14 protein-coding genes are annotated in these 20,874 nt (G+C 65.6%); 5 read left to right on the forward strand and 9 right to left on the reverse strand.

The annotated features are described in order from the left end of the window. Positions 1 to 14: 14 nt before the first annotated feature. From L6D77_RS12870 to glnE, 8 genes are all read right to left on the reverse strand, one after another. Positions 15 to 1,457: a lipopolysaccharide kinase InaA family protein gene (locus L6D77_RS12870; RefSeq protein ID WP_232883772.1), complete on the reverse strand. Its 1,443-nt coding sequence runs from the start codon at positions 1,455 to 1,457 to the stop codon at positions 15 to 17. Continuing rightward, positions 1,457 to 2,209, reverse strand: coding sequence for a lipopolysaccharide kinase InaA family protein (locus L6D77_RS12875; RefSeq protein WP_232883771.1), 753 nt, complete (start codon positions 2,207 to 2,209; stop codon positions 1,457 to 1,459). The genes L6D77_RS12870 and L6D77_RS12875 overlap by 1 nt, the downstream gene beginning before the upstream one ends. Next, positions 2,206 to 2,940, reverse strand: a complete 735-nt coding sequence (locus tag L6D77_RS12880) for a lipopolysaccharide kinase InaA family protein (protein WP_232883770.1) — start codon at positions 2,938 to 2,940, stop codon at positions 2,206 to 2,208. The genes L6D77_RS12875 and L6D77_RS12880 overlap by 4 nt, the downstream gene beginning before the upstream one ends. Further along, the gene (gene rfaP / locus L6D77_RS12885; RefSeq protein ID WP_153786043.1) at positions 2,940 to 3,746 is read right to left on the reverse strand and encodes a lipopolysaccharide core heptose(I) kinase RfaP; all 807 of its coding nucleotides are present in this window, start codon (positions 3,744 to 3,746) and stop codon (positions 2,940 to 2,942) included. Before rfaP ends, L6D77_RS12880 begins: the two co-directional genes overlap by 1 nt. Next, on the reverse strand, positions 3,743 to 4,867 hold the full coding sequence (locus L6D77_RS12890) for a glycosyltransferase family 4 protein (RefSeq protein WP_232883769.1): 1,125 nt from the start codon (positions 4,865 to 4,867) through the stop codon (positions 3,743 to 3,745). The genes rfaP and L6D77_RS12890 overlap by 4 nt, the downstream gene beginning before the upstream one ends. Next, positions 4,867 to 5,925 carry a lipopolysaccharide heptosyltransferase I gene (waaC, locus tag L6D77_RS12895; protein ID WP_232883768.1) on the reverse strand — a complete coding sequence of 353 codons (1,059 nt, stop codon included), beginning with the start codon at positions 5,923 to 5,925 and terminating at the stop codon, positions 4,867 to 4,869. The genes L6D77_RS12890 and waaC overlap by 1 nt, the downstream gene beginning before the upstream one ends. After that, the gene (waaF, locus tag L6D77_RS12900) at positions 5,926 to 6,975 is read right to left on the reverse strand and encodes a lipopolysaccharide heptosyltransferase II (protein ID WP_232883767.1); all 1,050 of its coding nucleotides are present in this window, start codon (positions 6,973 to 6,975) and stop codon (positions 5,926 to 5,928) included. 202 nt (positions 6,976 to 7,177) lie between these two features. After that, a complete protein-coding gene (gene glnE, locus L6D77_RS12905; protein WP_232883766.1) occupies positions 7,178 to 10,111 on the reverse strand; it encodes a bifunctional [glutamate--ammonia ligase]-adenylyl-L-tyrosine phosphorylase/[glutamate--ammonia-ligase] adenylyltransferase in 2,934 nt (977 codons plus the stop codon). 383 nt (positions 10,112 to 10,494) lie between these two features. Between glnE and aceE the strand changes: the two genes are divergently transcribed. The 5 genes from aceE (at position 10,495) to L6D77_RS12930 (ending at position 19,330) form a co-directional block, all read left to right on the forward strand. Continuing rightward, positions 10,495 to 13,140: a pyruvate dehydrogenase (acetyl-transferring), homodimeric type gene (aceE, locus tag L6D77_RS12910; RefSeq protein ID WP_236170061.1), complete on the forward strand. Its 2,646-nt coding sequence runs from the start codon at positions 10,495 to 10,497 to the stop codon at positions 13,138 to 13,140. Between the two features lie 13 nt (positions 13,141 to 13,153). Continuing rightward, entirely contained in the window at positions 13,154 to 14,788 is a 1,635-nt protein-coding gene (gene aceF / locus L6D77_RS12915) for a dihydrolipoyllysine-residue acetyltransferase (protein ID WP_232883764.1), read from the forward strand. Positions 14,789 to 15,198: 410 nt separating this feature from the next. After that, the gene (locus L6D77_RS12920; protein WP_232883763.1) at positions 15,199 to 17,892 is read left to right on the forward strand and encodes a putative bifunctional diguanylate cyclase/phosphodiesterase; all 2,694 of its coding nucleotides are present in this window, start codon (positions 15,199 to 15,201) and stop codon (positions 17,890 to 17,892) included. A 151-nt stretch (positions 17,893 to 18,043) separates the two neighbouring features. Continuing rightward, positions 18,044 to 18,712 (forward strand): peptide-methionine (S)-S-oxide reductase MsrA, encoded by a 669-nt coding sequence (msrA, locus tag L6D77_RS12925; RefSeq protein WP_232883762.1) that lies wholly within the window; start codon positions 18,044 to 18,046, stop codon positions 18,710 to 18,712. A gap of 3 nt (positions 18,713 to 18,715) precedes the next feature. After that, positions 18,716 to 19,330 (forward strand): glutathione S-transferase, encoded by a 615-nt coding sequence (locus tag L6D77_RS12930; protein WP_232883761.1) that lies wholly within the window; start codon positions 18,716 to 18,718, stop codon positions 19,328 to 19,330. Between the two features lie 147 nt (positions 19,331 to 19,477). Here L6D77_RS12930 and creD read toward each other — a convergent pair whose 3' ends face one another. Beyond that, complete coding sequence (gene creD, locus L6D77_RS12935) at positions 19,478 to 20,806, reverse strand: cell envelope integrity protein CreD (protein ID WP_232883760.1); 1,329 nt, start codon at positions 20,804 to 20,806, stop codon at positions 19,478 to 19,480. Between the last annotated feature and the right edge of the window lie 68 nt (positions 20,807 to 20,874).

Below are 20,874 nucleotides of genomic sequence, written 5' to 3' on the forward strand. Positions count from 1 at the left end.
CCTGAGCTCGAGCATCACTCCGTCAAGCGCGGCAACACCTTATCCAGCCGCTGATACAGCGCACTGCTACGCGGCCAGTTGCGCAGCAGCCGCGCGCGGTCACGGCCGAACGCCGGGGCGAAGCTGAGCTGGGTGGCATGCTGGCACATGGCATCGAGGTCGATCAGCGACCAGCGGCCGTTGTCCCAAAACAGGTTGTGGCCCTTGAAGTCGCCGTGGCTGATGCGTTCGCGGATCAGCTGCTGCATCAGTTGCACCAGCGCCTCCACCTGCTCGTCCGGCGCTTCGCCGCTGTCCACGAACGGCGCAAAGCACGCGGTCAGGTCCGGCCCATCGACGTACTCGGTCAACAGGTAGGCGCGGTTGCGCAGGCCCAGGGTGCGGGTTTCCAGCACTGCCAGCGGGCGGGGCGTGGCGATGTCGAGGAATTCCAGGCGGTGGCCCTCGATCCACGAATGCCAGGCCCGGCTCGGGCGCCAGAAGCGCTTGAACCAGTGCGCGGTGTTCTTGATGTTGTAGCGCTTGAGCACCAGCGTGCGCCCGCCAACCTCGACCCGCGCGACGCTGGCCGCACCGCCGGTCTTGTACAGGTGGCCCTGGTCGATCAACGCATCGGCATGCTCCAGCACCGGCAGCAGTGCCTCGGCCTCTGGGCGACGCACCGCGCGCAAGCCCGACAGGGTGCGCTGCACGCTGAACAGCGTGCATTCGCGCCCGGCCTTCTCCAGGTAATCCTTCAGGCGCCAGTTGCGCACCTTGTCTATCTGCTTCTGCAGGGCTTCGAGCGGCAGGGCGTGTTCGGCGTTGGCCATCACGTAATGCACCAGCGCTTCTTCGATGAACGGCTCCAGGCGCTTGGGCAACTGGGCGAACAGCACCCCGAGGTTTTCCAGCACGCGCTGACGCGACAGTTGCTGGCCCGGCGTCTCGGCCTTGATGCCAGCGCCGTCGATCAGGTACACCCGGCCCGCCTGGCGCAGCAGGTTGTCCAGGTGCAGGTCCTCCTGCCACAGGCCCTTGGCGTGCATCTGCGCCACCGCCGTCAACGCCTCGCCCAGCACCGCATGTTGCTCGTCGGCGAGCATCGGCAGGTGCTCCACGGCGGCCCAGGCATCGGCCAGGCTTTCGGCGTTGTCGAGGAACTCGAACAGCAGCCAGCCGCCCTCGCCGTCCTTCAGGCCATCGGCCAACAGTTGCGGCGTGGTCAGGCCTTGCTCGGCCAGCAGGCGCACGCCATCGAGCTCACGCTGGAAATGGCGGGCGGCGTTACCGCCCACCAGCAGCTTGGCCAGCACCGGGGTGCCGCGCCAGATACCAGCGCCGACATAACGCTGGCCAGGCAGCACCCGCAGCAGGCTGAGCAGTTGCAGGTCGGCCTTGCCCGCGGCATCGGCAAGGGTGACGGTCAGCGGCAACGACGGGCTGCGCCCGAGGTCTTTGAGTTCGGACAAACGCATCAGCGGGCCTCTTTATGGCGACGGCGTTGCGTCAGGCGTTGCAGCCAGGCATTCACCTGCGCGCTGTCCACCGGTTGTTGCAGGTAGGCGCCGAGCAGTTCGCGCACATCCGCCTCGCCCCAGGCACGGGCGCGGCGCAACAGCGGCTCCAGGTCCTTGACCCGGTCGCGCTGGCCGAACAGCAGCGGGCGGGTCTTCTCCAGGTCGATCAGCTGCGCCTGCCAGCCTTCGCGGCGCTCGCGCAGGAAGATGTGCTTGGGGTAGAAACACCCATGCATCTGCCCGGCACCGTGCAGGGTGCGAGCCAGCTGGCCGCAGGCCTGCAGGATGCCCCGTCGCTGCGCCTCGGGCAGCTGCGGCCATTGCTCGAGCAAACGCTCCAGGTCGCTCCAGTCGTCCAGCGCCCGGGTCATGAGGATCGCGCGGTGCTGGCCGGCCTGCTTGCGCTCGCCGAAGAACACCGCCTGCAACGCCGGGATTTCCAGCTTCTGGTAGCGGCTGATGTTGCGAAATTCGCGGGCGAACGTCGGCTCGCCAAACGGCCGTTGCAGGCTGCGGGTCAGGTAGTCGCACTGGCGCTTGAGGTAGTAGCCCTTGCCCTCCAGCTCCAGGCGGAACACGCTGCTCCAGCCGCCACGGCCGGTGTTGGGCTCGTCCACGGCGTCCAGTTGCAGCGCCCACAGCGCTTCGAAATCGCTCAGGCCATGGCGCTTGAGCAGCGCCTGGTCGGCGCTGGCCAGGTAGTCGGTCATTCCCTTCCCTCGAAAAAGCTCAGCACCTGGCGAATGCGCCGCTTGTCGCGGGCAGTCAGGCGCGCGTGACGGCGGTACTGCAAGTAAAAGCGCAGGCGCTGGGTCGCCGACAGGTGGTATTTGGCGACCTTGTCCAGGCACGCCAGGTCCTTGATCAGCCGGTGACGCAGCATGAAGCCACGCCAGAAATCGCCGGTCGGGCAGTCGATGAAGAACAGCGTGCCCTGATCGTCCACCAGCAGATTGCGCCACTTCAGGTCGTTATGGGCGAAGTGGTGGTCGTGCATCTCGCGGGTATGCCGGGCGAGCTGGCGGCTGACATGGTCGACCCAGGCGCGGTCTTTCAACCGTGGGTCGTCGCGTTCGGCCAGCGCCGACAGGTCTTCGGTGTTGGGCAGTTCGCGGGTGATCATCGCCCCGCGGCCAAAGGCCAGGCCGTTACGCTCCAGGCCCCAGGCGACCACCTCGGCGGTGGGGATGCCCCACTTGGCGAACTGCTTGAGGTTCTGCCACTCGGCCTTGATCCGTGGGCGCCCCAGGAAGCGGCGCATATGCTTGCCAGCGCCGGTGTAGCGCTTGACGTAATACCAGACCCCCTCGCGCTGCACGCGGATGACCTCGCTGAGCGGGTCGCGGGTCAGGTGCTCGCCCTGCAGGGCGAAGACCGCGTTCAGGCTACCAAAGTCCGCCGCCAGCCATTCGTAGCCTGGCGCCAGTGTCCAACCCGCCATCAGAGCGCATCCCCATAGCGTTGCTTGCGTTCGTAGAGTTTCTGCGCCTTGCTTTGCAGCCAGGCCAGCAGTGCGGCTTCCTCCTTGAGCACTTCGCGCAACGGGCGCTGGAAGTAGCCGCGCAGGAAGCGCAGCTTGTCTCGGCGGGTCAGGCCGATGTCCAGTGCCGAGAAGTACAGCGCGGCCAGGTCCTTGTCGCGCCAGCGCCGGGTGATTGTCGCCCGGGTCTGCGCCCGGTGCAGGTCGATCACCGACAGTTTGAAGTCATCCGCCGTCACCGGTCGGTCGGTGTGCAGCAAAAAGTGGCAGATGTAGCAGTCGCGGTGGTTGACGCCGGCGCGGTGCATGCCACCGGTCATCTTCGCCACCTCGGCGATCAGCGCACGCTTGAGCCGTGGCTCGGGCGGCTGACGAACCCAGTCGAGGCTGAAGTCTTCCAGGCTGACGGTCGGCGCCAGCTCTTCGGTGACGATGAACGAATGCTGGGTGGCCGGGTTGCTGCCGCGCTCGCCGTAGGCCACGGCGGTCATGGTCGGCACGCCGACCTCGTGCAGGCGCTGGATGGCCCGCCATTCCTGGCCGGCGCCGAGCACCGGGAGCTTGGCGCTGAACAGGTTCTTGAAGATCTCGCCCCAGCCGATGCCACGGTGGATCTTGACGAAAAAGCCCTCGCCATCGACCTCGGTGCGCAGGGTGCGGCGGCCTTCCAGCTCACGGTACACCTCGCCCTGCAACTGCTCGACGGCCTCGAACGGGTCACGCCCGGCCCACAGGCGCTTGAACGGTTCGGCCAGTATCAGCTTCATGCGGTCTCCTGGCCGAGAATCACGTCGGCGGCATGCTGCGGCATGCTGTACAGGTCGGCGCTGTCGGCAAAGGCCACGCCATTGCGCGACCAGGCCGCGCGGGCCCCGGCGTCTTCGAGCATGCGTTGCAGGTAGCTGTTGAGCTGCTCCTGCTCGAACGGGTCGTCCAGCACCAGGCCGCTGTCGGCCTCGGCGATGTAGTGGGCGTAGCCGCACACCTTCGAGACCAGCACCGGCAGGCCGGCGACCAGTGCTTCGAGCAGCACGGTACCGGTGTTTTCGTTGTACGCCGGGTGGATCAGCAGGTCGGCCCCCAGCAGGAAGCGCGGGATATCGCTGCGGCCCTTGAGGAACTGCACCTGCTCGCCCAGGCCCAGGGTGGCGCTCTGCAACTGGAACACCTTGGGGTCGTCCTGGCCAATGACCATCAGCCGGGTGCGCTTGCGCAGGGCCGAAGGCAATGCGGCCAGGGCCTTGAGGCTGCGGTCCACACCCTTGGTCTTGAAACCGGAGCCGATCTGCACCAGCAGCAGCTCGTCGTCAGCCAGGCCGAACTCCTTGCGAAACTCCGCACGGATGGCGTCGGCATCGGCCGGGCGGCGGCGGTCCTGGGAGATCCCCGGTGGCAGCAGGTGGAAGCGCGCCTCGGGGGTGTCGTAGTGCTTGATGAACAGCGGCTGCTGCACTTCGGAGATCATCAGGATCTCGGTGTGGGCATCCTTGGCGAACACCGCCCGCTCGTACTCGGCGAAATGGCGGTAGCGGCCCCAGCGGCGGTACAGGCCACCGCGCAGGGTCTGGGCCTTGTCCTCGAAGCAGCCGTCGGCGGCGTAGTACACGTCCAGCCCGGGCATCTTGTTGAAGCCGATCAGGCGATCGACCGGGCGCTTGGCCAGGTCCGCCGCCATCCAGGCGCTGAGCTTCTCGTTACGGCGGTGGTTGAACAGCGCTTTTACCGGCGCCACCAGCACCTCGAAGCCCGGCGGAATATCACCTTCCCAGATCAGCGTGTACACGCGGATCTGGTGGCCACGTTTCTGGCACTCCAGGGCAATGCGCATGAAATCGCGCTGCAGCCCGCCGAAAGGGAAATATTTGTAGAGCACGAAAGCCAGTTGCATCAACGAACATCCTCAGCCAGCAGCAGCGCGCTCAAGCGGCCCGCTACATGCTCGGGATTCAGGCGAGTGAAGCACAGCGGCCACTCGCGTTTGAGATCGAACCGGCGCAGGTCCTCGGCGCTCGGTTTGTAGGTGCACTTCTTCTGCAGGCACGGGGCGCAGGGGAAGTTGCTCGCCTGGTGGATCTGGGCGCGTCCGTAGGCACCGGTCAAACCAGGGTTGGTGGGGCCGAACAGCGAAATGGTCGGCACGTCCAGCGCTGCGGCCAGGTGGCCCAGGCCAGTGTCGACCGCCACGCAGGCCTTGGCGGCCGCCAGTACGCGGGCAACGCCGACCAGGTTCAACTTGGGCAGTACCTGGCAGTTGCTCAAGCCCTGGGCGATGCGCTCGGCGCGGGCCTTTTCCGCCGGGTTGCCCCACGGCAGCATCACCTGCAGCTTGCGCCGGCCCATGCGTTCGGCCAGCTCGCGCCAGTAGGCTTCGGGCCAGTGCTTGGTGGCCCAGGTGGTGCCATGCAGGAACACCACGTAGGGCGCTGCCGGCGGCAGTTGCAGGCGGTTGAGGTCCAGGCCGTAGTTGCCCAGGCCCTCGGGCAGGTCATAGGCCAGGGCCAGGGCGAACAGCTGGCGCACGCGCTCGACGGCATGCTGGCCGACAGCGACCGACAGGCGCCGATCATAGAAGCGGCTGGCCAGGCCTTCACGGGCCGAATAGCGGTCGAGCCCAGCCACCGGCGCTTTCACGTAGCGGGTCAGCCAGGCCGACTTGACCAGGCCCTGGGCGTCGATCACCAGGTCGTATTGGCGCGCGCGCAGGCGTTGCTTGAACGCCTTGAACTCGCCGCTCTTGAGGGTCTGCCAGAGGTTCTTGCGCCAGCGGCGGATGGCTACCGGGATCACCTGGTCGACCGCCGGGTGCCAGCTGGGGATCTCGGCAAAGCCCTCTTCCACCACCCAGTCGAAACGGATGCCGGGGATGGCGTGGGCGGCGTCGGTAAGCGCCGGGAGGGTGTGGATGACATCGCCCAGGGACGACGTCTTGATGATCAGGACCCGCACTCAGTCGACCTCTGCCACGCTATCGATCAGGTTCGGCCCGCCCAGATTATGCAGGGCGGCGATCACCTTGGCCGGCTCGAGCAGACGCAGGCAGTTGTAGTGGCCAAAGCGGCAGGTGCGGTCGAAGCAGGGGCTGCACTCGATGCCGGTGCGCACCACCTCGACCTGCTCGGCCAGCGGCGGGGTGAAGCCCGGCGAGGTCGAGCCGTACACCGCCACCAGCGGGCGGTTCAACGCGGCGGCCACGTGCATCAGGCCGGAGTCGTTGGACACCACGGCGTCGGCGCAGGACATCAGGTCGATGGCCTCGGCCAGCGAGGTTTCGCCGGCCAGGTTGTACGACTCTTCACGCAAACCGGGGATCAGCCGGTCGCGGATCTGCTCGCCCACCGGGTGGTCGTTCTTCGAGCCGAACAACCACACCTGCCAACCCTGGCGGATCATCGCTTCAGCCACTTCGGCGTAATGCTCGGCCGGCCAGCGCTTGGCCTCGCCGAACTCGGCGCCGGGGCACAGGGCCAGTACCGGGCGGTCCAGTTCGAGGTTGAACTTGGCCACGGCCGCATCGCGGCTCTGGGCCTCGATCTGCAGGCTGGGGCGTGGGTAAGGTTGCGGCAGTTCGGTGCCCGGCGCATAGGCCAGGGCCATGAAGCGCTCGATCATCAACGGGTAGCGTGCCTTGTCCAGCTTGCGCACGTCGTTGAGCAGCAGGTAGCGCATTTCGCCGCGCCAGCCGGTGCGCTTGGGGATGCCGGCGAAGTAGGGCACCAGCGCCGACTTGAGCGAGTTGGGCAGCAGGATCGCCTGGTCGTACTGGCCGGCCAGCGACTTGCCGATGCGCCGACGGGTAGCCAGTTCCAGCGCGCCGTGGCCGAGCGGGAAGCTCAAGGCCTGGCGCACCTCGGGCATGCGCTCGAGGATCGGCCGGCTCCACTCGGGGGCCAGCACATCGATCACGCAGTCGGGGTGCTGCTGTTTCAGGCACTGGAACAAGGTCTGCGCCATCACCATGTCGCCGACCCAGCTGGGGCCAATGATCAGTATTTTCATGCGTTATCCAGAAACATTCGGGGAGGCTGCAGGCTGCGTTACAGCCTGGCCTCCCCTCTTTATATTCAGGCTATGTGGCGTGCAGTGTACCACCGAGGGCGCGTTGCGCCCTTTTCGCCGGCAAGCCGGCTCCCACATGGACCGAATTCGCCTGTGGGAGCTGGCTTGCCAGCGAAAGGGCCGCACAGCGGCCCCAACAATTTCAGCTCAAACCCAACTGCCCCCAGATCCGCCGCACCTCGCGACGCTCATCGACGAACTGCGCCGCATCGATCACCCCGGCCTGCTTCTGCAGGGCCTGGCGGTGCGAGGCCGCGCGGAAGGCCTTGTACACCTCACGCAGCAGCACGGCGTCGGCGGCGGGCATCAGCCCGGCCTGCTCCAGCTCTTCGAGGATGCGGATATTGTCGGTCCAGCGCAGTATCGCCGCATGGTCGTGGGACCAGGCCAAAGCGGCGTATTGCACCATAAATTCGATATCGACGATACCGCCGGCATCCTGCTTGATATCAAAGGGTTGCCCGGCATCGAAGGCATTGCCCGCAGTACCTGCAGCGGTGCCCTTGGTACCCAGGTTGCCGCGCATCTTGGCGCGCATCTCGCTCACTTCGGCGCGCAGTTTGTCCAGGTCACGGGCCTTGCCCAGCACCCCCGCGCGCACGCCTTCGAAGGCCGCCGCCACCTGCTTGCAACCCACCAGCACGCGGGCGCGCACCAGGGCTTGATGCTCCCAGGTCCAGGCTTCGTTCTGCTGGTAGCGCTCGAAGGCGCCGAGCGAGCTGACCAGCAGGCCCGAGGCGCCGGATGGGCGCAGGCGCATGTCGACGTCGTAGAGCTGCCCGGAGTTGGTCTGGGTGGTCAGCAGGTGAATGATGCGCTGGCCCAGGCGTGTAAAGAACTGCGCGCTGTCGATGGGCTTGGCGCCATCGGTTTCGGCCTGCGGGTCGCCATCGTGGATGAACACCAGGTCCAGGTCCGAGCCATGGCCCAGCTCGATACCACCGACCTTGCCGTAGCCGACGATGATGAAGCCCGGGTCGCACAGGCTGCCGTCGCTGCGCTTGGGCTGGCCATGGCGGCTCACGGTCTGGCGCCAGGCCAGGGCCAGCACCTGGTCGAGGATGGCTTCGGCCAGCCAGGTGAGGTAGTCGCTGACCTTCATCAACGGCAGGTTGCCGGTGATCTCGGACGCCGCCACGCGCAGGCTGTGGGCCAGCTTGAAGTGGCGCAGCGCTTCCATTTGCTGTTCAAGGTCATCCTCAGGGATGCGGGTCAGGCGCTCGCGCAGCTCGGCGGCCAGCTCCGGCGCCAGGGGCGGGCTGAACAGGCGGCCTTCGTTGAGCAGTTCGTCGAGCAGCAACGGGTAACGGGCAATCTGCTCGGCGATCCACGGGCTGGCCGCGCACAGCGTCAACAGGCGGCGCAAGGCACCGGGGTTTTCGGTGAGCAGCACCAGGTAGGCCGAGCGACGGGCCACGGCTTCGACCAGCGGCAGCACGCGCTCCAGCACCAGGTCGGGGTTGTCGTGCTCCACGGCCTGGGCCAGCAGACGTGGGATGAAGGCGTCCAGGCGCTCACGACCGATGCGCTGCATCGAGCGCAGCGACGGGCTGACACGCAAGGCAGTCAGGCGGCGCAGGGCATCGGCGGGTTGTTTGAAACCGGCCTCTTCCAACTGACGGCAGGCGGCCTCTTCATCCTGGGCCTGCTCCCACAGCGGCGACCATTCGCCGCCCACCACCAGTTCGCCTTCAGCTTCGTCTTCATCGGGGTCGGCGATCACCTGGCGGAAGTGCCAGTCGATCCGCCCGCGCCAGTGCATCAGCTGTTCATGGAAGCTGGCCCAGTCGGCAAAGCCGAGCATGTAGGCAATGCGCTCACGGTCGGTTGCATCGTCCGGCAGCATCTGGGTCTGGCGATCGGCAATGGCCTGGATGGCGTGCTCGGTGTAGCGCAGGAACTCATAGCCCTCGCGCAGCTCGGCGACCACCGCCGGCGGCAGGTAGCCCTGCCCCTCCAGGGTGGCCAGCACCTTCAGCAAGGGCCGCTGTTGCAGGCTGAGGTCGCGCCCGCCGTGGATCAGCTGGAAGGCCTGGGCGATGAACTCCACCTCGCGGATGCCACCGGCCCCCAGCTTGATGTTGTCGGCCATGCCTTTGCGCCGCACTTCCTGCTGGATCAGCTGCTTCATGGTGCGCAGCGCTTCGATGGCGGAGAAATCCAGGTAACGGCGGTACACGAACGGGCGCAGCATTTCCTGCAACTGCGCGCCGGCCGCCTGATCGCCCGCCACCACCCGCGCCTTGATCATCGCGTAGCGTTCCCAGTCGCGGCCCTGGTCCTGGTAGTACTGCTCCAGCGCATTGAAGCTGAGCACCAGCGAGCCGGCCGAGCCATAGGGGCGCAGGCGCATGTCGACGCGGAACACGAAACCATCGACGGTGACCGGGTCGAGCGCCTTGATCAGGCGCTGGCCCAGGCGGGTGAAGAACTCCTGGTTGTCCAGCGAACGCTTCACGCCCTCGGTTTCGCCGCCTTCGGGGAAGGCGAAGATCAGGTCGATGTCGGAAGACAGGTTGAGCTCCACCGCGCCCAGCTTGCCCATGCCCAGCACCACCATGTGCTGCGCCTCGCCGCTGCGGTTGCCGATGGGCGTGCCGAACTGCTGGCAATGGCGCGGGTACAGCCACAGGTACGCTTCATCTATACAGGCATCGGCCAGGTCGGACAGGTCGCGGCAGGTTTCGCCCAGGGCCGCCCGGCGGGTGATGTCGCGCCAGATGATGCGCAGCTGCTGGCGGTTGCGCTCGCGGCGCAGGTTGCGCGCCAGTTCGTCCTCGCTCTGGGCGGCCTGGGCCACGGCGTTGATCTGCCCACGCAGCTCGCCGGGGGCATAGGGCCGATCGAGCTCGCCGCCTTGCACCAGGCCGAACAGCATGGCCGGGTCGCGCTGGGCCTGGGCCAACACGAAATCGCTCGCCGCGCACACCTGGTCGAACTGCCGTCGCTGCTCGGCGCTCCAGCTGTCCGGGTTCAGCCCTGGGTGCCCAACCAGCGCATCGCGCAGGAACTGTTGATTACGGGCAACCAGCGGTTGCAGGGCGGCAGGCAGATCGAGCGGCAAAGGCAGGCGCATGGTCTATCCTTGATCGGCGTGAAAGAGAGGGGTTGGAGCGGTCGAACGGGGGCCGGACCACGGTTGGACTGTCATACAAAAGTTAGAAATAGCTGAAAACTCTGAATTTCTGGCAAGAAACATCAACAAGCACCTAACTCGAACACAGATTCAACCGACGGGAACGTTTTTCCCCACAACCCGGGATGCGACAAACCGTCGCATTTGTGTAGTTTTACTACTACCCATGCCGTGCAAAAGCATGAAATCCGAAAGCATTTGTAGTAAAACTACACCGCGCCGGATGACTGTCCGGTAATCCAAGAATTCACGACGTCTGCCCATAAGGCCAGTCGCAAACTCAGGCCCCCGATTCTGGTGGCCTTTCCGCCCTGGAGCAAGCCATGCAAGACCTCGATCCAATCGAAACCCAGGAATGGCTGGATGCCCTGGAGTCGGTCCTCGACAAAGAAGGCGAAGACCGCGCTCATTACCTGATGACCCGTATGGGCGAGCTGGCCACCCGCAGTGGCTCGCAGCTGCCGTATGCCATCACCACGCCGTACCGCAACACCATCCCTGTCACCCACGAAGCACGCATGCCTGGCGACCTGTTCATGGAACGCCGCATTCGCTCGATGGTGCGTTGGAACGCCCTGGCCATGGTCATGCGCACCAACCTGAAAGACTCGGACCTGGGTGGCCACATCTCGAGCTTCGCCTCCAGCGCCACGCTGTACGACATCGGCTTCAACTACTTCTTCCAGGCCCCGACCGAAGAACACGGCGGCGACCTGATCTTCTTCCAGGGCCACGCATCGCCAGGCGTCTACGCCCGCGCCTTCATGGAAGGCCGCATCAACGAAGACCAGATGAACAACTTCCGTCAGGAAGTGGACGGCAACGGCCTGTCTTCGTACCCGCACCCGTGGCTGATGCCTGACTTCTGGCAGTTCCCGACCGTTTCGATGGGCCTGGGCCCGATCCAGGCGATCTACCAGGCACGCTTCATGAAGTACCTGGAAGCCCGTGGCTTCATCCCGGCCGGCAAGCAGAAAGTCTGGTGCTTCATGGGCGACGGCGAGTGCGACGAGCCGGAATCCCTGGGCGCGATCGCCCTGGCCGGCCGCGAGAAGCTGGACAACCTGATCTTCGTCATCAACTGCAACCTGCAGCGCCTCGACGGCCCGGTTCGCGGCAACGGCAAGATCATCCAGGAACTCGAAGGCGTGTTCCGCGGCGGTGGCTGGAACGTCAACAAAGTCGTCTGGGGCCGCTTCTGGGACCCACTGCTGGCCAAGGACACCAACGGTGCCCTGCAGCGCCGCATGGACGAAGTCATCGACGGCGAGTACCAGAACTACAAAGCCAAAGACGGCGCGTACGTTCGTGAGAACTTCTTCAACACCCCAGAACTCAAGGCCATGGTCGAAGACCTGTCCGACGACGAGATCTGGAAGCTCAACCGTGGCGGCCACGACCCGTACAAGGTCTACGCGGCTTACCACCAGGCTGTGAACCACAAAGAACAGCCGACCGTCATCCTGGCCAAGACCATCAAGGGTTATGGCACCGGTGCCGGCGAAGCCAAGAACACCGCGCACAACACCAAGAAGGTCGACGTCGACAGCCTGCGTCACTTCCGTGACCGCTTCGACATCCCGGTCAAGGATGCCGACCTCGAGAACCTGCCGTTCTTCAAGCCAGAAGAAGGTTCCGCCGAAGCCAAGTACCTGGCCGAGCGTCGCGCCGCCCTGGGTGGTTTCGTGCCGCAGCGCCGTGCCAAGAGCTTCAGCGTGCCGACCCCATCGCTGGAAACCCTCAAAGCGATCCTCGACGGCTCGGGCGACCGTGAAATCTCCACCACCATGGCCTTCGTGCGTATCCTCGCGCAGCTGGTCAAGGACAAGGAAATCGGCCAGCGCATCGTCCCGATCATCCCGGACGAAGCCCGTACCTTCGGCATGGAAGGCATGTTCCGCCAGCTGGGCATCTACTCGTCGGTCGGCCAGCTCTACGAGCCAGTCGATAAAGACCAGGTGATGTTCTACCGCGAGGACAAGAAGGGCCAGATCCTCGAAGAAGGCATCAACGAAGCCGGCGCCATGTCGTCGTTCATCGCTGCCGGTACTTCGTACAGCTGCCACAACCAGCCGATGCTGCCGTTCTACATCTTCTACTCGATGTTCGGCTTCCAGCGTATCGGCGACCTGGCCTGGGCCGCTGGCGACAGCCGCACCCGTGGCTTCCTGATCGGCGGTACCGCCGGCCGTACCACCCTCAACGGTGAAGGCCTGCAGCACGAAGACGGTCACAGCCACATGATGGCGGGCACCATCCCGAACTGCCGCACCTACGATCCGACCTACGGCTACGAGCTGGCGGTGATCATCCAGGACGGCATGAAGAAGATGACCGAAGAGCAACAGGACATCTTCTACTACATCACCGTGATGAACGAATCCTACCAGCAGCCAGCCATGCCGGCCGGTGTCGAGGAAGGCATCATCAAGGGCATGTACCTGCTCGAGGAAGACAACCGCGAAGCCGCGCACCACGTACAGCTGATGGGCTCCGGCACCATCCTGCGCGAAGTCCGCGAAGCGGCGAAGATCCTGCGTGAAGAGTTCAACGTCGGTGCCGACGTGTGGAGCGTCACCAGCTTCAACGAACTGCGTCGCGACGGCCTGGCCGTGGAACGCGCCAACCGCCTCAAGCCTGGCCAGAAGCCTCAGACCACCTACGTGGAAGAGTGCCTGGCCGGCCGCAAGGGCCCGGTCATCGCCTCCACCGACTACATGAAGCTGTTCGCCGAGCAGATTCGCCAGTGGGTACCGAGCAAAGAATTCAAAGTCCTGGGTACCGACGGTTACGGTCGCAGCGACAGCCGCAAGAAGCTGCGTCACTTCTTCGAAGTCGACCGCCACTTCGTGGTGCTGGCTGCCCTGGAAGCCCTTGCTGACCGTGGCGAGATCGAACCCAAGGTTGTGGCTGACGCCATCGTCAAGTTCGGCATCGACCCGGACAAGCGCAACCCACTGGACTGCTGAGGAGTATTTTTAAGTGAGCGAACTCATTCGCGTACCTGACATCGGCAGCGGTGAAGGTGAAATCATCGAGCTGTTCGTCAAGGTCGGTGACCGTATCGAGGCCGACCAGAGCCTGCTGACCCTGGAGTCCGACAAGGCCTCCATGGAGATCCCGGCGCCCAAGGCCGGTATCGTCAAGGAACTGAAGGTCAAGCTGGGCGACCGCCTGAAAGAAGGCGACGAGCTGCTGGTGCTGGAAGTCGAGGGCGCCGCTTCGGCGCCCGAGGCTCCGGCCGCCGCTGCCCCGGCCCAAGCTGCAGCGCCAGCGCCGGCCGCTGAAGCCGCACCGGCCCCTGCTCCGGCAGCAGCCCCGGTTGCCGCCAGCGTGCAGGACATCCACGTGCCGGACATCGGCTCGTCGGGCAAGGCCAAGATCATCGAAGTGCTGGTCAAGGTCGGCGACACCGTCGAAGCCGACCAGTCGCTGATCACCCTGGAGTCCGACAAGGCCTCCATGGAGATCCCGTCGCCTAGCGCCGGCGTGATCGAAGCCGTGCTGTGCAAGCTGGAAGACGAAGTCGGCACCGGCGACCTGATCTTCAAGATCAAGGCCGCAGGCGCCGCCCCTGCTGCTGCACCGGCTCCGGCCGCTGCCGCAGCGGCTGCCGCTCCTGCCCCAGCTGCTGCACCTGCCGCCGCCGCGCCAGCTGCTGCGCCTGCTCCAGTCGCCACCGCACCGGCCGCCGGCAGCAACGCCAAGGTCCACGCCGGCCCTGCCGTTCGCCAGCTGGCCCGTGAATTCGGTGTCGACCTGGGTGCGGTCGCCGCCACCGGCCCGCACGGCCGTATCCTGAAAGAAGACGTTCAGGTTTACGTCAAAGCGATGATGCAGAAGGCCAAGGAAGCCCCGGCCGCCGGTGCTACCGGTGGTGCAGGCATCCCGCCGATCCCGGCTGTCGACTTCAGCAAGTTCGGCGAAGTGGAAGAAGTGGCCCTGACCCGCCTGATGCAGGTCGGTGCCGCCAACCTGCACCGCAGCTGGCTGAACGTGCCGCACGTGACCCAGTTCGACTCGGCCGACATCACCGAGCTGGAAGCCTTCCGCGTCGCGCAGAAAGCCGTCGCCGAGAAAGCCGGCGTCAAGCTGACCGTGCTGCCCCTGCTGCTCAAGGCCTGCGCCTTCCTGCTCAAGGAACTGCCGGACTTCAACAGCTCGCTGGCGCCAAGCGGCAAGGCGATCATCCGCAAGAAGTACGTGCACATCGGCTTCGCCGTGGACACCCCGGATGGCCTGCTGGTCCCTGTGATCAAGAACGTCGACCAGAAGAGCCTGCTGCAGCTGGCTGCCGAAGCGGCCGCGCTGGCTGAAAAAGCCCGCACCAAGAAGCTCTCGGCCGACGACATGCAGGGCGCTTGCTTCACCATCTCCAGCCTCGGCCACATTGGCGGCACCGGCTTCACGCCGATCGTCAACGCGCCTGAAGTGGCTATCCTGGGCGTCTCCAAGGCGACCATGCAGCCGGTCTGGGATGGCAAGGCCTTCCAGCCCAAGCTGATGCTGCCGCTGTCGCTGTCCTACGATCACCGTGTGATCAACGGCGCCGCCGCCGCGCGCTTCACCAAGCGCCTGGGCGACGTGCTGGGCGACATCCGCACCATGCTGCTGTAAACCGCTGTTTGCCTGCCTTCCCCCGGGAAGGCAGGTACCCCTTTCGAGCTGCCACGCTCGTACCTCAACCCCGCCAATTGGCGGGGCTTTTTTTGCCTGTCAGCACCCATTTACTGCGTTTTGTCGCCTTGGCAAGCCAGCGCTCCCGCATGTTGCCTGCGCCGGCCCCATCGCTGGCAAGCCAGCTCCCACAAGGGCGGCACATGGCTTGAGGTTAACGCGGTCGGTGTGGGAGCCGGCTTGCCGGCGAAAGGGCCGCAAGGCGGCCCCCTGCCCTATAGATTCCCCCCCTCCAGCCGACAACCTGCTCACAGCATCCCGCATGGCCGCTTGCCAGCCCACGGGACATGATGCAACCTTGCCCGATGCGCCGCGCTCCAGCCGGTGCTCCCTGTTCAAGCGAGTCTTCGATGAAAAGCCAACCCGATGCCACCAGCCGTGTGGTGGCCGAGGTCGTCACGCAGCTACCCGTGCCCTCGCGGCTCGGCATGCTGCGTTTCGAACGGCTGAACGAGGCCAGCTGGGCCATGCTCTACGTCGACCCCGCCTGCGAGCGGCAATTCGGCCTGGCCGCCGCCGAACTCTGCGCCCTGGTCGGCTCGCCCTACGCCAGCCTCATGGAGCCGGAGGCACGCTACAAGCTGCACGACGAGATCCAACTGCAACTGGCCCAGCGTGGCCACTACCGCGTGCGCTACTCCCTGCATGCCGGCCCCACGCCGCTGCGCCTGCTGGAAGTGGGCGAAAGCTACAAGCAGCACAACCGCCAGCTGCTGCGCGGCTACCTGACGGTGCTGGACGACCAGCAGGACGATATCGGCGACCTCGACGCAAACGATCTCGAGTCGCGCAACAATCGCCTGCAACTGGCCCTGCAGCTCAACCAGCGTGCCCAGCAGGAGCAGCTCGAACACCTCGACCGGGTGCGCGCCCAGCAAGACCTGATCCTGCGCCTGGCCCGCCAGCGCTACAGCATCGGCAACTCGCTACTGGAAGCCGCCGAGCTGATCACCCAAAGCGCCTGCGAGATCTACAAGGTCGACTGCGCCAGCATCTGGTACCTGCACGAGCAGCGCCTGGAGCCGATCAGCGCCTGGTACCACCACGAGCAACTGCACCGCCTGCCCGAGCCGATCGACGCCAGCCGCTTCCCCGACTACCTCGAAGCCCTGCACGCCAGCCGCGCCATCGACGCCCACAACGCCAGCCACGACCCGCGCACCCGCGAAATGGCCGAGCTGCTCTACCCCACCGACGACAACGCCATGCTCGATGCCAGTATCCGCATCGACGGCCAGGTGGTGGGCGTGCTGTGCCTGGAACAGACCGGCCGGCCACGGGCCTGGCAGTCGGACGAAATCGCCTTTGCCGGCGAGCTGGCCGACCAGTTCGCGCAAGTGATCAACAACCACAACCGGCGCACCGCCGCCAACGCCCTGCACCTGTTCCAACGCGCCGTGGAACAGAGCGCCAGCGCCTTCCTGCTGGTCAACCGCGACGGCGTGGTGGAGTACGTGAACCCCAGCTTCACCGCCATCACCCAGTACAGCACCGAAGAGGTCCAGGGCCACCACCTGGCCGAGCTGCCAGCGTTGGAAAACCTGAGCGAGCTGCTGTTCGACTCACCGTCGAGCCTGGCCATGGGCAACAGCTGGCAAGGCGAGTTCAAGAGCCGGCGCAAGAACCTCGAACCCTACTGGGGCCAGCTGTCGATCTCCAAGGTGTACGGCGACAACCGCGAGCTGACGCACTACATCGGCATCTACGAAGACGTCACCCAGACCAAGCTGGCGCAACAACGCATCGAGCGCCTGGCCTACACCGACAACCTGACCAACCTGGGCAACCGCCCGGCGTTCATCCGCAACCTCGACGAGCGTTTCGCCCGCGACAGCAGCAGCCCCATCAGCCTGCTGCTGGTGGACATCGACAACTTCAAGCGGATCAACGACAGCCTCGGCCACCAGACCGGCGACAAGCTGCTGATCAGCCTGGCCCGGCGCCTGCGCAACAGCCTGAGCAGCGGCGGCAGCCTGGCGCGCTTCGCCAGCAACGAGTTCGCCGTGCTGCTCGACGACACCACCCTCGAGGATGGCCATGGCGTGGCCCACCAGTTGCTGCGCACCCTCGACAAACCGATGTTCGTCGACAACCAGCTGATCAACGTCACCGCCTCGGTGGGCCTGGCCTGCGCGCCCCTGCACGGCAGCGACCCGGCCACCCTGATGAAAAACGCAGGCCTCGCCCTGCACAAGGCCAAGGCCAACGGCAAGCACCAGGTGCAGGTGTTCACCGAAGTGCTCAATGCCGAGGCCAGCTACAAGCTGTTCGTCGAAAACAACCTGCGCCGGGCACTGACCCAGAACGAGCTGGAAGTGTTCTACCAGCCCAAGCTGTGCCTGCGCAGCGGTCGCCTGCTGGGGCTGGAGGCACTGCTGCGCTGGAACCACCCCGAACGCGGGATGATCCGCCCCGACCAGTTCATCAGCGTGGCCGAAGAGACCGGCCTGATCATCCCCATCGGCAAGTGGGTGGTGCGCCAGGCCTGCCGCATGAGCCTGGAACTGCGCGAGGCCGGCATGGGCAACCTGCACGTGGCCATCAACCTGTCGCCCAAGCAGTTCTCCGACCCGGAGCTGGTGAACTCGATCGGCAGCATCCTCAAGGAGGAAGCGTTGCCGCCACACCTGCTGGAGCTGGAGCTGACCGAAGGCCTGCTGCTCGAAGCCAGCGAAGACACCCACCGCCAGCTCGACGAGCTCAAGGCCCTGGGCCTGACCCTCGCCATGGACGACTTCGGCACCGGCTACTCGTCGCTGAGCTACCTGAAGAAGTTCCCGATCGACATCATCAAGATCGACCGCAGCTTCATCAACGAGATCCCCGACAACCAGGACGACATGGAGATCACCTCGGCGGTGGTGGCCATGGCCCACAACCTCAAGCTCAAGGTGGTCGCCGAGGGTATCGAAACGCCGGAGCAGCTGGCGTTCCTGCGCCGGCACCGCTGCGACGTGGGCCAGGGCTACCTGTTCGATCGGCCGATCCCCGGGCGCGAGCTGACCGAAAAGCTCAAGCGCTATCCGCGTGGGCCGCTGGCCTGACAGCGGCGCCAACCTCGGGCACTATAGAAACCATTCGGGCCCCATCGCCGGCAAGCCGGCTCCCACAGGGTTCAGCTCAATACCTGTGGGAGCCGGCTTGCCGGCGATAGGGCCAGCACCTATCCCACTGAAAAAACACAGAGGAACGGCCATGGTCCTGCGTTCGGAAATCCTGGTGAACAAAAACGTCCTGCCCACCGCGGAACAGGCCCTGCCTGGCCGCGAAACCCCGATGACCCTGCCCGAGTTCCACTACGTGTTCGAAGGCACCCCGCTGCTCGGCCCGTTCTTCGAAGGTGCCATCGACTTCGCCATCTTCGGCCTGGGCTGCTTCTGGGGCGCGGAGCGGCGCTTCTGGCAGCGCGAAGGCGTGGTCAGCACCGTGGTCGGCTATGCCGGCGGCTTCACCCCCAACCCCACCTACGAAGAAGTCTGCTCGGGCCTGACCGGCCACACCGAAGTGGTGCTGGTAGTGTTCGACAAGGACAAGGTCAGCTACCGCGAACTGCTGGCGATGTTCTGGGAGCTGCACAACCCCACCCAGGGCATGCGCCAGGGCAACGACATCGGCACCCAGTACCGCTCGGCCATCTACTGCACCTCGCCGCAGCAACTGGAAGAAGCCAAGGCCAGCCGTGATGCGTTCCAGGCCGAACTGGGCAAGGCCGGCTTCGGCGAGATCACCACCGAGATCGACCAGGCACCGACCGTGTATTTCGCCGAGGCCTACCACCAGCAGTACCTGGCCAAGAACCCCGACGGCTATTGCGGCATCGGCGGCCTGGGCGTGTGCCTGCCACCCAGCCTGCAAGGTAACTGAGCCATGATCCTGTTCCATTCACCGCTGTCGCCGTTCGTGCGCAAGGTCATGGTGGTGCTGCACGAGACCGGGCAACTGGGCGACGTCACCCTGCAAGGCGTGAACATCAGCCCGGTGAGTGGTGACGAGCAGCTCAACCAGGGCAACCCGATCGGCAAGATCCCGGCCCTGCGCCTGGACGACGGCAGTGTGCTGCATGACAGCCGGGTGATCTGCGAGTACCTCGACAGCCGCCACGTCGGCAACCCGCTGCTGCCCCGCGAAGGCTCGGCACGCTGGCGCCGGCTGACCCTGGTCTCCCAGGCCGACGCCATCATGGATGCCGCCGTGGCCACGCGCTACGAAACCTTCCTGCGCCCGGCAGACAAACAGTGGGACGGTTGGGTCGAGGCACAGACCGGGAAGATCCGCCGCAGCCTGGCCAACCTGGAGCAGGAGCACCTGGCGGAGCTGGCCTCGGGGTTCGACCTGGCGGCGATTGGCGTGGCCTGTGCGCTGGGGTATCTGGACCTGCGCCAGCCTGAGTTCGGCTGGCGTGAGCAGCAGCCAGGGCTGGCGGCGTGGTATGCCGAGGTGAGCCAACGGCCATCAATGCAGGCGACCTTACCGCAAGCCTGAAGGGCCTCTTCGCGGGTAAACCCGCTCCCACAGGTATGTCGCTATGCCTGTGGGAGCGGGTTTACCCGCGAATGCTTTAACCCGGTATCACAGGGAACAACTGTCCGATCTTCCAGGCCAACCACCGCCCGATCTCTCTATCCTCCCTCATCCCAACCTCCCCACCCGCGACCAGTCCAGCCGACGGGTCAGCACCATGAACACCCCCAGCAGCCCGAAGCACAGCAGCGACCCCATCAGCAGTGCGTAGTCCTCTGCACTGAGCAGCCCATAGAGCATCGCGTACAGCGCCGCCAGCCCCGCCGCAAAGCCCACCCCGCGCCCCAGGCTGCGCAGTACATGCGCCAGGTAGAAGCCGATCAGCAGCACGCACCCCGACGCCGACAGCCCATAGGCCAGGCCAAACCCCAGGTGCTCCGACAGCGACAGCAGCAACAGGTAGAAGAACGCCAGGGCCACGCCCACCAGGATGTACTGCACCGGGTGCACGCTGAGGTTCTTCAGCACCTCGAACAGGAAGAAGCCGGCAAAGGTCAGGGCAATGAACAGCAGCGCATATTTGATTGCCCGCTCGCTCTTGAGGTACTGGTCCACCGGGTCGACAAAGCTGACGCCAAAGGCGCGTTCGTTGAAGTCGCCGCACTTCTGCGCCGTGGCGCACAGGCGCAGTACCTCCTCCATGTTGGTGGCGAAGAACGAGGTCTGCCAGTGGGCGCTGAAGCCCTTGTCGTCAATGGCGCGGCGGCTGGGCAGGTAGCTGCCGACGAAGCTTGGGTGCGGCCAGTTGGCGCGCATGTCCACCGTGCTGCTGCGGCCCACCGGCAGCACCGCCAGCTGGCCGGTGCCCAGCAGGGCCAGGTCGAAGGCGTAGTTGAATTCACGGGCCTGCTGGTCCGCCAGCTGCGGCAAGGCCACATGCACGCCGCCGGGCAGCCAGTCGACCCCACTGCCGGCCTCGAAGGGCAGGCGCTGGTCGTCCAGGGTCAGCTCCAGGCTGTTCTCGATGCCGCGAATATCGCTGATGCCGACCATCAGGAAGGGTTTGTCGAAGCGGTAGTCGTCGTAGTCCTTGTCGATGCCCCAGCGCTCGGGCAGCTTGAAACGGCCGCTGATCTGGCTCTTGGCGTGGAACAGGCGCGCCTGGTAGATGCCGCGGGCGCGCAGCTCGGTTTCGACGCCCACGTCCATCGCGAAGGTTTCCGGCAGGAAGTACAGGTGGCCCTGCACCGTGCTGGTTTCCTGCACGCTCTTGCCGTCCTTGTCGATCCAGCGCCGTTCGTACTTGCGATACGGCACCACCAGCAGCGGGCCGCTGACGATCTGGTCGAAGCTTGAGCTGGCGGCGATTTCGCCCAGCACGTTGTTGCGCAGCTGTTGGCGCTCGTCGATCAGGCCACCGATCATCAGCAGCGGGATCAGCAGCAGCAGCATCAGCACGGCGATCAGGCCGAGCTTGAAACCTAGGGTCTTGTTCATGGGGTAGGGCTCCGTGTGCGATGGGGCCAGTGTCTGCCCGCTGCGTGGAGCCCTCAGGGAGGGAATGT

This window comes from Pseudomonas parasichuanensis, from assembly GCF_021601385.1.
Lineage (GTDB): Bacteria > Pseudomonadota > Gammaproteobacteria > Pseudomonadales > Pseudomonadaceae > Aquipseudomonas > Aquipseudomonas parasichuanensis.

Bases quoted from the DNA above. Each gene is read 5' to 3' on its own strand.
- L6D77_RS12870 (WP_232883772.1), bottom strand. From the start codon at position 1,457: ATGCGTTTGTCCGAACTCAAAGACCTCGGGCGCAGCCCGTCGTTGCCG.
- L6D77_RS12875 (WP_232883771.1), bottom strand. From the start codon at position 2,209: ATGACCGACTACCTGGCCAGCGCCGACCAGGCGCTGCTCAAGCGCCAT.
- L6D77_RS12880 (WP_232883770.1), bottom strand. From the start codon at position 2,940: ATGGCGGGTTGGACACTGGCGCCAGGCTACGAATGGCTGGCGGCGGAC.
- rfaP (WP_153786043.1), bottom strand. From the start codon at position 3,746: ATGAAGCTGATACTGGCCGAACCGTTCAAGCGCCTGTGGGCCGGGCGT.
- L6D77_RS12890 (WP_232883769.1), bottom strand. From the start codon at position 4,867: ATGCAACTGGCTTTCGTGCTCTACAAATATTTCCCTTTCGGCGGGCTG.
- waaF (WP_232883767.1), bottom strand. From the start codon at position 6,975: ATGAAAATACTGATCATTGGCCCCAGCTGGGTCGGCGACATGGTGATG.
- glnE (WP_232883766.1), bottom strand. From the start codon at position 10,111: ATGCGCCTGCCTTTGCCGCTCGATCTGCCTGCCGCCCTGCAACCGCTG.
- aceE (WP_236170061.1), top strand. From the start codon at position 10,495: ATGCAAGACCTCGATCCAATCGAAACCCAGGAATGGCTGGATGCCCTG.
- L6D77_RS12920 (WP_232883763.1), top strand. From the start codon at position 15,199: ATGAAAAGCCAACCCGATGCCACCAGCCGTGTGGTGGCCGAGGTCGTC.
- msrA (WP_232883762.1), top strand. From the start codon at position 18,044: ATGGTCCTGCGTTCGGAAATCCTGGTGAACAAAAACGTCCTGCCCACC.
- L6D77_RS12930 (WP_232883761.1), top strand. From the start codon at position 18,716: ATGATCCTGTTCCATTCACCGCTGTCGCCGTTCGTGCGCAAGGTCATG.
- creD (WP_232883760.1), bottom strand. From the start codon at position 20,806: ATGAACAAGACCCTAGGTTTCAAGCTCGGCCTGATCGCCGTGCTGATG.